At 67.9% G+C, this 14,284-nt stretch carries 12 protein-coding genes and 1 tRNA gene; 5 read left to right on the top strand and 8 right to left on the bottom strand.

Features of this window, described 5'->3' with window-relative positions:
• Positions 1-1,550 (bottom strand): flagellar hook-associated protein FlgK (gene flgK, locus K2X24_RS21975; protein ID WP_292501111.1); only part of this gene is annotated, 1,550 nt, incomplete at its 3' end.
• A gap of 44 nt (positions 1,551-1,594) precedes the next feature.
• Positions 1,595-2,986 (bottom strand): flagellar hook protein FlgE, encoded by a 1,392-nt coding sequence (locus K2X24_RS21970; protein WP_292501109.1) that lies wholly within the window; start codon positions 2,984-2,986, stop codon positions 1,595-1,597.
• Between the two features lie 256 nt (positions 2,987-3,242).
• Here K2X24_RS21970 and K2X24_RS21965 point away from each other — a divergent pair, with 256 nt between their 5' ends.
• Both K2X24_RS21965 and K2X24_RS21960 read left to right on the top strand, forming a co-directional pair.
• Positions 3,243-3,710, top strand: a complete 468-nt coding sequence (locus K2X24_RS21965) for a BLUF domain-containing protein (RefSeq protein WP_292501108.1) — start codon at positions 3,243-3,245, stop codon at positions 3,708-3,710.
• A 54-nt stretch (positions 3,711-3,764) separates the two neighbouring features.
• Positions 3,765-4,217, top strand: coding sequence for a response regulator (locus K2X24_RS21960; RefSeq protein WP_292501106.1), 453 nt, complete (start codon positions 3,765-3,767; stop codon positions 4,215-4,217).
• A gap of 18 nt (positions 4,218-4,235) precedes the next feature.
• Here K2X24_RS21960 and K2X24_RS21955 read toward each other — a convergent pair whose 3' ends face one another.
• From K2X24_RS21955 to K2X24_RS21945, 3 genes are all read right to left on the bottom strand, one after another.
• The gene (locus K2X24_RS21955) at positions 4,236-5,027 is read right to left on the bottom strand and encodes a DUF2189 domain-containing protein (protein WP_292501103.1); all 792 of its coding nucleotides are present in this window, start codon (positions 5,025-5,027) and stop codon (positions 4,236-4,238) included.
• A gap of 189 nt (positions 5,028-5,216) precedes the next feature.
• Complete coding sequence (locus K2X24_RS21950; RefSeq protein ID WP_292501113.1) at positions 5,217-6,851, bottom strand: peptide chain release factor 3; 1,635 nt, start codon at positions 6,849-6,851, stop codon at positions 5,217-5,219.
• A 112-nt stretch (positions 6,852-6,963) separates the two neighbouring features.
• Entirely contained in the window at positions 6,964-7,716 is a 753-nt protein-coding gene (locus tag K2X24_RS21945) for an SDR family oxidoreductase (protein WP_292501102.1), read from the bottom strand.
• Between the two features lie 95 nt (positions 7,717-7,811).
• On the opposite strand from K2X24_RS21945, the gene K2X24_RS21940 reads away from it, so the two are divergent.
• Positions 7,812-7,886, top strand: a tRNA-Gln gene (locus tag K2X24_RS21940).
• Positions 7,887-8,301: 415 nt separating this feature from the next.
• On the opposite strand, the gene K2X24_RS21935 is transcribed toward K2X24_RS21940, so the two are convergent.
• Complete coding sequence (locus K2X24_RS21935; RefSeq protein ID WP_292501100.1) at positions 8,302-8,694, bottom strand: tudor domain-containing protein; 393 nt, start codon at positions 8,692-8,694, stop codon at positions 8,302-8,304.
• A 367-nt stretch (positions 8,695-9,061) separates the two neighbouring features.
• Positions 9,062-9,985 (bottom strand): LysR substrate-binding domain-containing protein, encoded by a 924-nt coding sequence (locus K2X24_RS21930; protein ID WP_292501098.1) that lies wholly within the window; start codon positions 9,983-9,985, stop codon positions 9,062-9,064.
• Positions 9,986-10,109: 124 nt separating this feature from the next.
• On the opposite strand from K2X24_RS21930, the gene dctA reads away from it, so the two are divergent.
• On the top strand, positions 10,110-11,441 hold the full coding sequence (dctA, locus tag K2X24_RS21925; protein WP_292501095.1) for a C4-dicarboxylate transporter DctA: 1,332 nt from the start codon (positions 10,110-10,112) through the stop codon (positions 11,439-11,441).
• Between the two features lie 58 nt (positions 11,442-11,499).
• Positions 11,500-12,663 (top strand): mandelate racemase/muconate lactonizing enzyme family protein, encoded by a 1,164-nt coding sequence (locus tag K2X24_RS21920; protein WP_292501086.1) that lies wholly within the window; start codon positions 11,500-11,502, stop codon positions 12,661-12,663.
• Positions 12,664-12,815: 152 nt separating this feature from the next.
• Here K2X24_RS21920 and K2X24_RS21915 read toward each other — a convergent pair.
• On the bottom strand, positions 12,816-14,284 hold a 1,469-nt coding region (locus tag K2X24_RS21915; protein WP_292501084.1), incomplete at its 5' end, for a sensor histidine kinase.

The raw sequence follows: 14,284 nt of genomic DNA, 5'->3' as shown, positions 1-14,284 counted from the left end.
TGCGGCCGGGTCGGGTCGGAGGCGAGCGTCTTCCCCGAGGTATCGACGAGGTTGGCGGTGTTTCCGACGAGCGCCGGGTTCAGCGCGATGCGCTGGGCAAAGCCCGTCAGCTGCGAGCCGGTGTCGAACGATCCGGTGTAGAGGGTTCCCTTGGCGGTGTTGTCGACGAAGAGCGGCAGCTGTCCCTGCCCGGTCTGGAAGTCGGTCGTGCTCAGAGGCTGGGTCACGCTGGCGGAGACGCCGAGCAGGGTCGGCGCCCCGGTGGTGGGATCGGTGGTGATGCGCAGGCCGCCGGTTCCGGCGCCGGGCTGGGTCGTGACGCTGAAGGTGGTGCCAAGGGCGGCCTGGATCGCGTCGCGCAGTCCCGTCGCCGTGCCCGACACCCGGAAGGGCACGACCATCGCGGTCGGATCGTTGAGGTCGGCGGCGGCGACGGTGGGTGCGGTGCTGCCGCCATAGGGCATCAGCACGAGGTTGCGCTGGACGCCCGCGGCATCGCGCAGGCTCACCGTGACGGCGTTGCCCGCCTTCAGGCCGTCGAGGTCGATGTCGAAGCCGCTGCCGGCGCCGGTTGTGACGGCGCTCCCGGTCGCCTGCCGGTCGGACATGGAGCGCGCGAGGCCGGCCGCCAGCTCGTCGAGCTGGCGTTGCGCCTGCGGCAGGACCGTGTCGCGCAGTTCGATTCCCGCCGCGAGGGAGCCGGACCGGATCGCGTTGGCGGCCACGAGATCGATGCGCGCTCCTCCAGGCGTGGTCGCCGTGATGGTGCCGACGCCGCGCGTCGCCGGGTCCTGCGTGTAGGCCGCGTCGGGAGAGAGGGTGCCGCGCCCATCGAAGCTCAGGATCGCGGCCGAGCCGCGATCGACCAGCGTCATCCCCGAATTCGTGATGACCGAGACCGTCCCGTCGCGCTGGTCGACCGTCTGCACGTCGAGAAAGGCCGACAGGCCGGTGATCGCCCCGTCGCGCTGGTCGAGAAGGGCGTTGCGCGCCCCCTCCTCGTTGGTGGCGGCGATCTGCGTGTTCAGGGTGGCGATCGACGCCAGGTACGCGCTGGCCTTGACGGTGTCGCTGCCGAGTTGACTCTCGGTGGCGGTCCGCAGGTTCTGGACGCCGTCCGCGATGCCGCCGATGCTGTCGGCGAGGTTGGCGGCCTTGGTGAGTACGGCCGCGCGTGCGGGCACCAAGGTCGGGTCGCTCGCGAGCGTCTGCAGCGAGAGCGCGAAATCGTTCATCACCCCGTCGAGGGCGGTGGCCGTGCCCGGCGTGCCGTAGAGTTGATCGAGCTGCGTCCGCACCGACGCAAGCGAGCCGGTATAGGCGGCCCCCGAGGTCTCCATGCGCAACTGCTTCAGGGACGCAGCGTCGAGGGCGCGCCCGATCGTGCCGATCGACACGCTCGAATTGCCGACGCCCTGCGCCACCGAGGTGACGGTGCGCTTGGTGTAGCCGGCCGTGCCGACATTCGCGATGTTCTGCGAGACGACGCCGATCGCGGCCTGGGTGACCTTCAGACCGGCGGAGGCGGTATTGACGGCGTTGAAGCTCACGAACCCCTCCCCCCGACGCTACGTGACGATCGCGCTGCTCGAACTCAGCGGATGATGTTGATCAGGGCGGACATCATGTCCTGCGAGGTAGAGATGACCTTTGTGTTGGCCGAGTAGGCCTGCTGGGTGACGATCATCTTGGAGAATTCGCTGGCGATGTCGGTGTTCGACTGCTCGACGTTGCTGCCGATGATGGTCGTTCCGTTCAGACCGACGAGGGGCGTCCCGGAGCCGAGCGTCTGTTCGTAGGTGCCGTTCGAGTTGGCCTTGAGGCCGTCCGAATTGTTGAACTGGACCACCTTGATGTTGGCGAGCGCGATCGTGTTCCCGTTGCTGTACTTGCCCATCACCTTGCCGTCGGCGGTGACGCTGAGGTTGTTGAGCGTTCCCGACGTGTAACCGTCCTGGGTCAGGGTGTTCGTCGTGACCGTGCCGCCCGAGGAGGTGTAGCCGGTCAGTCCGCCGCTGCCGTAGTTGAGCTGGATGTTGCCGAGATTGACGCCGTCGACCGTCAGGGCCGGGATGGCGACGGTCGAGGTGGCCGGCGCGGTGAGCTGGCCGCTGCTGTTGAACTGGAACGCCGTGCCGGCATTCGTCCATGCGGTCGCGGTGCTCGTGACCGTGCTCTGGTTGGCGTAGAACAGGTTCCAGACGTCGTTGGTCCCGGCCGTCGCATCCGCGTTCTGGACCTTGGCCCAGCGGGTCTGGATCGCCACGGGGCCACCGCTCGCGGTATAGGCGGTCAGCGAAGGCCCATCGATGCTGCCGTTGATGAAGCTCGCCGCATCCGCCGCCGAGACCGTCGCGCTCCCGGTGCCGGATAGGATGGCCGGGTTCGCGCCCGAGGCTAAAGTGCCGAGGAGTTCGGAGCCCGGAACGCTGGCATTCGCGTTCTTGGTGGCGGGGGTCTTGGGAAGGTTGGCGGAATACGTGATGGTACCGGTGGGGTGCGCCGGCAGGATGGAGTTCATCACCTTGACGGGCCCCTCGCCGGTGGCCTGCCCGGTGACGGGATCGAGGCTGTTGCCCTTGAGGTAGGACCCGGCGCCGTTGACGAGGTAGCCGTCCTTATCGAGAGCGAAGTCGCCGCGTCGCGTGTAGGAATCGCTCGTCGAGAAGCTGGACTGGCCGTTCGCGTCGCCGGACTTGGTCTGGACCACGAAGAAGCCCTCGCCGTTGAGGGCCATGTTGGTGCCGATCTCGGTGGCGTTCAGACCGCCCTGGACCGTGGTCGTCTGCCGCGAGTTGGCGGCCACCGAGCCGGCGACCTGACGCGTCGGTGTCTGCTGCTCGGCGACGAGGTCGACGAAGTTCGTATCCACCCGCTTGAAGCCGACCGTCTGCGAATTGGCGATGTTGCCGGAGATGTTCTCCAGCGAGAACGACTGGGCCTTGAGGCCGGAAACGGCCGTCTGCAGGGCGGTGAAGACATCCATGGCCGAGGCCCTTCTTTGACGAGACGACGCCCGATGTGCAGCGCGCACCGGCTTCGAGGGCAGATGCCGCAATCGTCATGCCAAGCCTAAGCTATTGAAAAGTCTAGGTATACGCTCGCCGTCGCTCGGCAAGAAGCGCAGGGTCTGCGCCGGGGCGGCAGCTTTTGCCGGGTGCGTCCGATGCCGGGACGGATGTTTACGCCGCGTTATCGTCGATCTGCCTATCGTCGGGGAACCGCAGTTGTGGATCCCCACCATGAGAGCCAAACGGACGACACTCGTCCACCTGATCTACTTCTCGCGCCTGAATCTCTCGGCCGACGCGACCTCGCGCACCCAGCAGATCGGCGAGATCACACGTCAGGCCCAAAAGAAGAACGAGTTCGCGGTGATCACCAGCTTCCTGATCATCGAGCAGAACTTCGCCGCGCAGATCATCGAGGGCGAGCGCGCGTCGGTGAGCGACACCTTTGCGCGGATCAGCAACGATTCGCGTCACCGCGACGTGCAGATCGTGGAGTGGCGCGAGATCGTGAAGCGCGAATTCGTGAACTCCTTCACCACCGGCATCCGTACCCCGACGAACGATGGACTCTTCCAGAAGGCCAGCCTGCTCCCGATGTTCCAGCGCGGCACGCCCAAGGCGGGGGCCATCCATGCGCTCGCCGTCACTCTCCAGGCCGAATCGATGACGAAGCAGGGCATCGACCACTTGTTCGTCTGATTAGAGCCAGACCGGCGCGACCCCGTCGCCCCGCACCCGGATTCGTGAAAGCTCATGAGCGATACGCCCGCGATCCTCATCGTCGATGACCAGGAGAAGCTCCTGAAGCTGGTCATCCTGCTGATGAACCGGCTCGGCTTCCCGGACGTGGAGGGGGTGACAGACGCCGTTACCGCCCTCGCGCGCATGCGCGAGCGCCGCTACGCGCTGGTGATCTCGGACCTCGACATGGAGCCGATGGACGGCCTCGCCTTCCTGCGCGAGATCCGCGCGGACGACACCCTGATGAACACGCCGTTCCTGCTCACCGAAGCGTCCTTCGATTTCGAGGACATCAACCTCGCGCACCAGGCTGGTGCCGACGCCTTCATCCTGAAGCCGTTCGACATGTCCGTGCTGAAGGCGAAGCTCAAGCAGGTGATCAACCGCAAGCCGCGCCGCCGGGAGGCGCCGCTCGCCGCCGAGTCGGCCCTGTCGATCGATTTTCCGATGCTGGGGAAATTCTGACGTCCGGCAGGGCCATGATCAGGCGGGTATGATCCGCCTGTACAGGTGCCAGGTCGCGTGGCCGAGGATCGGCATCACCACGGCGAGCCCGACGAAGAGCGGAGCCGAGCCGAGGATCAGCAAGCCGGCCACCACGAAGCCCCAGGCCGTGAGGGTGCGCGGGTTGCGCCGGAAGGCGGCGAGCGAGGTCTCGATGGCGGTGAGCATGTCGACCTCGCGGTCGACGAGCATCGGCACCGAGACCACGCTGATGGCGAGCACCACGAGCGAGAAGGCGAAGCCCACGAGGTTGCCGACGGCGATGAGGGCCCAGCCACGCGGCGTCGTGAGCACGTCACGCACGAAGTCGAGGACCGAGACCGGAGCGGCGTCGCCGTAGAGCGCCCAGAAAATCCCCTGCGCCGCGAGCAGCCAGGACGCCAGGATCACGGCCAGCAGCAGACCGAAGCCCGCCAGGGCCCCCGCCGCCGGCCGCCGAAGGCTCGCGAAGGCATAGGCCCAGTCGGTCGACAGACCCTGCTCCCGCCGCCGGCTCAACTCGTACAGGCCGATCGCCGCGAAGGGTCCGATCAGGGCGAAGCCCGCCGCGAGGGGGAACACCAGCGGCAGCACCTCGGTCCCGAACGCGAAGGTCGCCAGCACGACGCCCACGATGGGGTAGATCAGGCCGACGAAGAGCGCGTGGGTCGGCATCGCCAGGAAGTCGTCGACGCCCTGCCGGAGCGCCTCCGAGAGATCGCGGCCGTCGATGGCGTTCACCACCGGGCGGGCCATGCTGTGGCCGAAATCGTGGACGGGAAGGGTCGTCATTGCTCAAGCCCTCACGCAGGGAGAAAGCTCACGACGTCGACGCCCAAGCCTTGTACGCGTGCCCGTGCGTGAAGGCGCCGAGAGCGGATGCGCCCGAGGCTAAACCCATTCTCGGCGTCTGTCTTCGGCTTTCGCGCCGAGCCGCGATGATTTCCCGAGCCTTGAGCACAGGCCCGGGAAAGCTTGGCGCTAGGCGGCGCGCTTCTGGTAATCCTTGATGTCGCTGAAGCGCACCTCCGGCGCCCGCTCCTCCTCGTAGCGGAGCGAAAAGGCCGTGGTGGCCATGAAGACCGGCGCGCCGTCGAGGTCGCTCGCCATGGCCGAACCGTGGCTGCCGATGAACTTGTCGAGTTCGGGCTCCTTCTCGGCGGTGATCCAGCGGCAGATCGAGAACCGGGTCGGCTCGTAGTCGATCGGCAGGCCGTACTCCGCCTGGAGACGCTCCTTCAGCACGTCGAGCTGGAGAGCGCCGACGACGCCGACGATGGCCTGGGAGCCGTCATGCGGGCGGAAGACCTGCACCACGCCCTCCTCGCCCATCTGCTGCAGGGCCTCCTTCAGCTTCTTGGCCTTCATCGCGTCGGTGAGCTTGATCCGGCGCAGGATCTCGGGCGCGAAGCTCGGCACGCCGCGGAACACGATCTCCTCGCCCTCCGTCAGGGTGTCGCCGATGCGAAGCGTGCCGTGGTTGGGAATGCCCACCACGTCGCCCGCGAAGGCCTCGTCGGCGATGGCGCGGTCCTGGGCGAAGAAGAACTGCGGCGCGGAGAGCGACATCGGCTTGCCGGTGCGCACGAGCTTGGCCTTCATCCCCCGGTTCAGGCGTCCCGAGCAAACCCGCATGAAGGCGATGCGGTCCCGGTGGTTGGGGTCCATGTTCGCCTGGATCTTGAAGACGAAGCCCGTCATCTTCGCCTCGGTCGGCTCCACGAGGCGCTTGTCGGCGTCCTGGCCGCGGGGCGGCGGCGCGAAGCGGGCGAGCCCGTCGATGAGGTCGCGCACGCCGAAGTTGCGCAGCGCCGAGCCGAAGAACACCGGCGTGAGGTGGCCCTCGCGAAAAGCCTCGAGGTCGAAGCGCTTCAGGCCGGTCTCGGCGAGTTCCGCCTCCTCGCGCCAGGTCGCCGCCTCGCCGTCCTCGGTGAGGAGCGCGTCGAACAGCGGGTCGTCCACGCCCGTCACCGCCACGGTGCCGGCGTCGTCCGCCGCGTCGAGGCGGCGCACCCGGCCGTTACCGAGGTCGTAGGTGCCGGCGAAGCTGCGGCCGCGCCCGATCGGCCAAGTCACCGGCGCCACGTCAAGGGCCAGGACCTTCTCGATCTCGTCGAGGAGCTCGAAGGGATCGCGCGCCTCGCGGTCGAGCTTGTTGATGAAGGTGACGATCGGGATGTCGCGCAGGCGGCAGACCTCGAACAGCTTGCGGGTGCGCGCCTCGATGCCCTTGGCCGCGTCGATCACCATCACGGCCGAATCGACCGCCGTCAGGGTGCGGTAGGTGTCCTCGGAGAAGTCCTCGTGGCCCGGCGTATCGAGGAGGTTGAAGACGCAGTCGCCGTACTCGAACGTCATCACCGAGGTGACGACCGAGATTCCGCGCTCCTTCTCGATGCCCATCCAGTCCGAGCGGGTCGAGACCCGGTTGCGCTTGGCCTTGACCTCGCCGGCGAGCTGGATCGCGCCCCCGAACAGCAGCAGCTTCTCGGTGAGCGTGGTCTTGCCGGCATCCGGGTGCGAGATGATCGCGAAGGTGCGGCGACGGGCGACGGGGTCGGCCTTCGCGTCGCTGGGCTTGGCGTCGGCGGGCTTCGAGTCGTTCTGCATCAGCATGGCGGGCAAGGCGTTCCATGTCCGCGCGCGGCGGACGGCGTTCGCGAAGGGGCGGCCGCGAAGGTACGGCGAAGTGCCGTTCTGTAGGCGCTTCGGGCGCGATGCGCAAAACTCAACCGCGCCCGAGATACGGCATGTTGGTGGCGACCACGGTCATGAACTGCACGTTGGCCGACAGCGGCAGCCCAGCCATGTAGACCACCGCGTCGGCCACGTGCCGCGCATCCATCACGGGCTCGGCCCGGATGCTGCCGTCCGCCTGGCGCGCGCCGGTGGCGATGCCGGCCGTCATCTCCGTCTCGGCGTTGCCGATGTCGATCTGCCCGCAGGCGATGTCGTAGGGGCGCCCGTCCAGGGAGGTCGCCTTGGTCAGGCCCGTGATGGCGTGCTTGGTGGCCGCGTAGGGCGCCGAGTGCGGGCGCGGTGCCTGCGCGGCGATGGAGCCGTTGTTGATGATGCGGCCGCCGCGCGGATCCTGGTCCTTCATCATCCGGAACGCAGCCTGGGTGCACAGGAACGCGCCGGTGAGGTTCACATCCACCGAGCGGCGCCAGTCCGCGAAGCTGACCGCGTCGATCGCCGCGCCGGGGGTGAAGACGCCCGCATTGTTGAACAGGAGGTCGAGGCGCCCGAAGCGCTCCGCCACATGGGCGAACAGGCGCGTCACCGATTCGGCGTCCGCCACGTCGGTGACCACCGCCTCGGCCGCCACCCCCGCATCCCGCGCCAGAATCGCCACGCGTTCGAGGGGCTCGGCGCGGCGCGCCGCCAACACGAGGTCGTAGCCGGCCTGCGCCAACCCAAGCGCCACGACGCGCCCGATTCCCGAACTCGCCCCGGTCACGACCGCAATCCGTCCGAGCATTCCACGTCCCTTCATCCCACACCGGATCATAAAGCCGGCCCCTCCCCCGTTGCCAGGGCCGAAGACTGCGTCTAGACAACGCCACGCCAGCGCTTTGGGGCGTCGCCAAGTGGTAAGGCAGCGGTTTTTGGTACCGCCATTCCCAGGTTCGAATCCTGGCGCCCCAGCCAGTTTTTTCCAGGAATAACACGCGCCGCCCGCGGCGGATTTCGCCGCCATGGCGGAAGGGGCCGTGTTCTACGTGCGCACAGAAGCCGCCACAGTCCGGACCCTCGAGCGGGTCGGTTCTACGCCTTCCAAGCGACAGTCCTCCCCAGCGCCCAGATATTCCGTCCGGCCCGCCTCCAGCACCGGCCCCCATGTCAGGGGTCTCCGCCCGTCCAACCCCAGTCCTATGGTCGAGACCCCGGCATCCGGTGACGGCCTGCCGATCCGGGGCCGTGCCGTTCCGGCACTCCGCAAGGCCGCATGGCTGATGTGGCAGGACATGAAGAAGCCCGGCGCGCCATCACGGTAGCCGGGCGAATGGCGTGGTCCGCGATACGGGAACCCGCACCGTGAAGCGACAGTCTATGAAGCGACAGTCTATTTCGAGCGACAGCGACCAGTCTTGGTCTTCTCCTTGTCGCCATCATCGTAATTGACGCCGAGAGACTCGCCGGCCAACGAAGCGATCACACCCGGGAACCACTTGCCGCCGCCCTGGAAGTTGCACTCGACGCGCGTTCCGATTGCCCAGGCATATGGCCTTACGTTGGATAGGCTCATCGCCTCCCGGTCACCGTCATCGTAAGCGACAACGATCTTATCAGAGGATACACTCTGGATAACACCAGGGTACCAGTACGCCCCGCCTTTATACCGTCCTAAGATCCAATCACCGGCAGTTTGTGCAACAGCACTGCTGTTTCCGATGAGAAAGAGGCCGCAGAACGCAGGAAAAAGGCTCAAGAGCAGCGGTGATCGCAAGTTTTTCATTTTATGAAATCCCTTTTTCTGTTTCCATGCGAAGCTCCCGACTAAGTTCAATGCACGATTATAAGAGTCAAGGCGTGTAGACGCGGTTACGTGACAAAAGAAACCCGCCGCGGCCGGAGCCGGGCGGGTAAGGGTCGAGTCTCGCTTGGGATGTGGTCAGAACGGTCCGGTGGCGGGATGGTTCCCAGCCTGTGGTTCGCCGAGCGATCGCCGGAGCGTCAGGGCCTTCGCATGCCGTCGGTGATCACCCGCACCGGTCCCGGGGCGCGCCTCGGTTGCGCGCAGCGAGGAACGCCGCAGCGAAAGGGGCCGGGCGTGGTCGAAGGGACTCGAGGGCAGCCAGTCTCCGACCGTGCTCGGCGACGAGCTAGACGCTCTGGGGCTGGCTCAGAAAATGCCAGAGCGCGTCGGCGGCAGGATTACGGCACTCCGGGGACCGAAAGAGCCTGATCTCGATGGGCACATCGAACTGTTCGGGTCCCGCGCGGACGAGGCGACCACAAGCCCGTTCGTCGGCCGCGACCGTCTGCGGTAGCCAGGCGACGCCGTGCCCCTCCCGCGCCATGGTGGTCAACGTCGCGGCGAGATGCGAGGTGAAGCGGGTCGCGCGGTGGATGGGCAGCCCGGCCTGACAGCTCTCGAGGATCCGGCCCAGTCCGGAGGCCGGACTGTACGCCAGATAGGGAACCGGGTCCGAGCACGATCCCGGAAGCGACCACGATCCCCGGTCCTGGCCCGGCGCGGCGGGTGCGCAGAGCGGAACGAGCATGTCGTCGCCGACGGGCACGCTCTCGAACCGGTCGGGCTCGAAGCGCGTCGGCGCGTCCGGATGATCGTGGCAGAGCAGGAAATGCACCTCGCCCGACAGCATGATCTGCTCGCAGGCCTCCATGCTGTCGGAGATGAGGTTGAGGGTGCCCAGCGTCTGGGTGCGCATCACCCCACGGACCCAACTCGGGAAGAACGTGAACGAGAGGGCGTGCGTCGCCGCGATGGACAGCGTCGCCGTGTCCTGGGCGCCGGCGGCCCGCGTCTCGCGTCGGGCGCGTTCCAGGCCGCGCAGCAATGCATGGGCTGCCGGCTCGAAGTGGGAGCCCGCCGGCGTGAGGGCCGCACCCTGGGCGCCGCGCACGAAAAGCTGCGTTCCGATCCAGTCCTCCAGGGCGCGGATGCGGCGACCGAAGGCGGGTTGCGACACGTGCCGAGCCTGGGCGGCGCGCGAGAACGTCTTCTGCTCGGCCAGCGCGAGGAAATCTTTCAGCCAGTCCAGTTCCATCTCTGTGCCGTTCACGCATAGCGCATACCGAACATGGCATTGGCCGAGCACGGCTGTCCACACGTATGGGAGGCATCACACCCCGCAAGAGGGATCGCAGATCTGGCTGCCGAGAAGCAGCAAGAGGAGGAAACACGACATGAGGTCATGGCTCGGCCGGCTCTATGTTCAAGTCTTCATCGCGATCGTCTTGGGCGGATTGATTGGGTACTTCCTGCCGGACGTCGCGGTGACCCTGCAGCCACTGGCGGACGGCTTCATCAAGCTGATCAAGATGCTGCTCGCGCCGGTCATCTTCGGCACCATCGTGGTCGGCATCGCCAAGATGGGCAACCTGAAGGAGGTCGGGCGCATCGGGGTCCGCGCTCTCGTCTACTTCGAGGTGGTCTCGACCCTCGCGCTGGTCATCGGCCTCGTCGTGGTCAACGTGATGCAGCCGGGCGCCGGCATGAACATCGATGCGACGCACATCGACGGCAGCGCCATCGCGGCCTACGCCAAGCGGGCGGAGGCGCAGCCCGGTCTCGTCGGCTTCCTCATGGAAATCATCCCCACCACGATGGTGGATGCCTTCGCCAAGGGCGCCATGCTTCAGATCATCCTGATCTCGCTGCTCTTCGGCCTCGCCCTGGTGCAGGCGGGCGAGCGGGCCAAACCGGTGGTCGCCGTCCTCGACAGCCTGCTCGACGCGCTGTTCCGCATCGTCGCCATGGTGATGCGTCTCGCCCCCATCGGCGCCGGGGCGGGCGTCGCCTTCACCATCGGCAAATACGGGTTCGGGACCGTCTGGTCGCTCGCATACCTGATGCTCGGGGTCTACGCCACGTCGATCCTGTTCATCGTGCTCGTGCTCGGCTCCGTCTGTGCCTGGACGGGATTCCCGCTCCTCAAAGTCCTCGGCTACTTCAAGGACGAGATCCTGATCACCTTCGGGACCTGCTCCACCGAGGCCGTGATGCCGCGCATGATGGCCAAGCTGGAGCGGCTCGGCTGCGAGAAGTCGGTGGTCGGCCTCGTGCTGCCCACCGGCTACACCTTCAACGCGGACGGCACCTGCATCTACCTGACCATGGCGGCGATCTTCGTGGCGCAGGCCACCAACACGCCGTTGGGCCTCGGCGACCAGCTCGTGGTCCTCGGAGTGCTACTCCTGACCTCCAAGGGCTCGGCGGGCGTCGCCGGCGCCGGCTTCGTCACCCTCGCCGCCACCCTGTCGAGCATCCACACCGTCCCGGTCGCCGGCCTCGTCCTGCTGCTCGGCGTCGATCGCTTCATGAACGAGGCGCGGGCGGTGACCAACCTCATCGGCAACGCGGTCGCCACGATCGCGGTCGCCAAATGGGAGGGTGCCTTCGACCACGACAAGGCCGAGGCGGCCTACCGCGACCGCGCGACCGCCGCCGCCGGGGACATCGTTCCCGAGACGAAGGCGGGCCTCGTCCTGCCGGCGTCCACGGCCACCGCCTCGTAGGGCCACGGCCCGTCCGACCCACCCCGTTTCACCCCCCCTACGCTCCAAGGAGAACCCCATGCGTATCGTCGATGTCTGCGAAGTCACCAAGCCGATCGCGTCACCCATCCGCAACGCCTACATCGACTTCTCGAAGATGACCGCCAGCCTCGTGGCCGTGGTCACCGACGTCGAGCGCGACGGCCGCCGGGTGGTGGGGTACGGCTTCAACTCCAACGGCCGCTACGGCCAGGGCGGCCTCATCCGCGAGCGCTTCAGGAACCGCCTCCTCGAGGCCGACCCGGCGAGCGTGCTGAACGCGGCTGGCGACAACCTCGATCCGCACAAGCTCTGGGCGGCGATGATGACCAACGAGAAGCCCGGCGGCCACGGCGAGCGCTCGGTGGCGGTGGGCACCCTCGACATGGCGATCTGGGACGCCACCGCCAAGATCGCCGGCAAGCCGCTGTTTCGGATGCTGGCCGAGCGGAAGGGCATCGCGGCCGACCCGCGCGTCTTCGTCTACGCGGCCGGCGGCTACTACTATCCGGGCAAGGACGACGGGCAGCTGCGCGCCGAGATGCGCAGCTACCTCGACCGAGGCTACACCGTCGTGAAGATGAAGATCGGCGGCGTCCCGATCGCGGAGGATCAGCGCCGCATCGAGGCCGTTCTGGCAGAGATCGGCGCCCAGGCGCAGCTCGCCGTCGACGTGAACGGGCGCTTCGACCTCGAGACCGCCATCGCCTACGCCAAGATGCTACGCCAGTACCCGCTGTTCTGGTACGAGGAGATCGGCGATCCCCTCGACTACGCCCTGCAGGCGGCGATGTCGGAGTTCTATCCCGGCCCGATGGCCACCGGCGAGAACCTGTTCTCGCACCAGGATGCCCGCAACCTCCTGCGCTACGGCGGCATGCGGCCGGACCGGGACTACCTGCAGTTCGACTGCGCCCTGTCCTACGGCCTCGTCGAGTACCTGCGCACCCTCGACGTGTTGGAGCAGTTCGGCTGGTCGCCCAGGCGCTGCATCCCGCATGGCGGCCACCAGATGTCGCTCAACATCGCGGCGGGCCTCGGGCTCGGCGGAAACGAGAGCTACCCGGACCTGTTCCAGCCCTATGGCGGCTTCCCCGACGGGGTGCGGGTCGAGGACGGGCACATCGTCATGCCCGAACTTCCGGGCATCGGCTTCGAGGGCAAGTCCGACCTGATCAGGGTCATGCGCGAACTCGCGGCGTAAGCGCCAATGGTCGGCTGCGCGGGGTGGGTGGCCCCCTGCGCAGCCATATCCGGCCCGGACGGCCTCACGCCATTGCGGCGAGCGACGGTCGGGCGTGCTGGGGGACGAGCGAGCCGTCCTGACCGAAACCTTCGTCAGCGCCATCGTCGCGGTCAGGCGCAGGCCTCGTCCTGGTTGCGCGCCGCGACCTCGCGCAGCGGCGAACCTGCGGTGGGCCTGGATTCCGGCGACAGAAGGATCTCGGCGCGCAGGCCGCGTCCGTCCCGGCCGCAGGCGAGCGTCACCCTCGCGCGGAGCTGATCGGAATAGGCGCGCACGATGGCGAGGCCGAGGCCGCTGCCCTCCGTGTCGCGATTCGCGTCGAGGCGGTGGAAGCGTTCGAAGACCCGCTCGCGCTCCGCCTCCGGAATCCCGGGGCCGTTATCCTCCACCGCGATCCGGACCGCGCCGCCATCCTCGCCCGCCGCCGACGCGACACTGACGGCGACCTGTCCGCCGGGCCCGGTATAGCGCACGGCGTTGTCGATGAGGTTGCGCAGGATCTCCTCGAGCAGCAGCGGTTCCAGCCGGATGGACGGGTGGCTCAGGGCCTCGAAGGACAGGTCGATGTCCCGGCGCAGCGCCAGGCCGGCGAAATCAGCGGTGGCGTCGCGGGCGAGGCGCGCGAGGTCGATCGTCACCGGCTCCGGGCGCCGGGCCGCGCCCTCCTCCACCGCCGCGAGGGTGAGGAGCTGCGCGATGAGGTGATCGAGGCGGTCGACGGCCGCCGCGATGTCGGCCCGCGAGGCGTTCCAGGCCGCGCTCCCGGGGGGCTGGCGGTCGAGGAGGCTGAGGTGGGTCTTCAGGATCGCCACGGGCGTGCGCAGCTGGTGCGAGGCATCGGTCGTGAACTCGCGCATGACCGTGAGGGCGTGATTGAGCTGGCGCAGCAGTTCGTTGAGGGCGCCCACCAGGGGCAGCGCCTCCCCCGGCACGCCCGCGACGGTGAAGGGCGGCACCGCCCCGCGCCCGTCGAAGCGGCGCTGCTCCACCTCGCGGCGCAGGCGATCGAGGGGCGTCAGCCCCATCTGCACCGCGAACCAGACCAGCAGGACGCCGATGGCGGCCAGGGCCGAGCCCAGGACCGTCAGGGCGGTGAGCATCCGCCGCACCAGCAGGTCGCGGCCATGCGTGGTCTCGGCCACCTGGACCAGGGCCGTGTGGTTCGTGACGTAGATCGGCTTCAGCATCGCGCCGATGCGCACGCGCTGCCCCAGGAAGACGCCGTCCCGATAGGCCAGGGTCTCGACGGGCGGCAGCGTCGCGGGCAGGCCGAGATCCTTGTAGCCGGTCACGAACTCCCCGTCGGCCGAGACGCTGTAGAAGATGCTGTCGCGTTCGGAATTCGAGAGCATGCGGAAGGCCGCAGCCGGCATGTCGACGGTGACGTGCCCGTCCTGAACGGAGAGCCGCTCGGCGATCGACAGGATCGAGCCGGCCAGCACCCGGTCGTAGGCCCGGGTGACGAAGGCGTCCACGAACCAGGTGCCGCCCGCCGCGAGCGCCAGGGCCAGGGCCGCCATCGGGATCAGCAGGTAGGCGGCGACCCGCAGGCGCAGGGAGCGGATGCTCACCGTGCGTC

The sequence above is a fragment of the Methylobacterium sp. genome, from assembly GCF_019750675.1.
Classification (GTDB): domain Bacteria; phylum Pseudomonadota; class Alphaproteobacteria; order Rhizobiales; family Beijerinckiaceae; genus Methylobacterium.
This window is presented reverse-complemented; position numbering and strand designations above follow the sequence as displayed.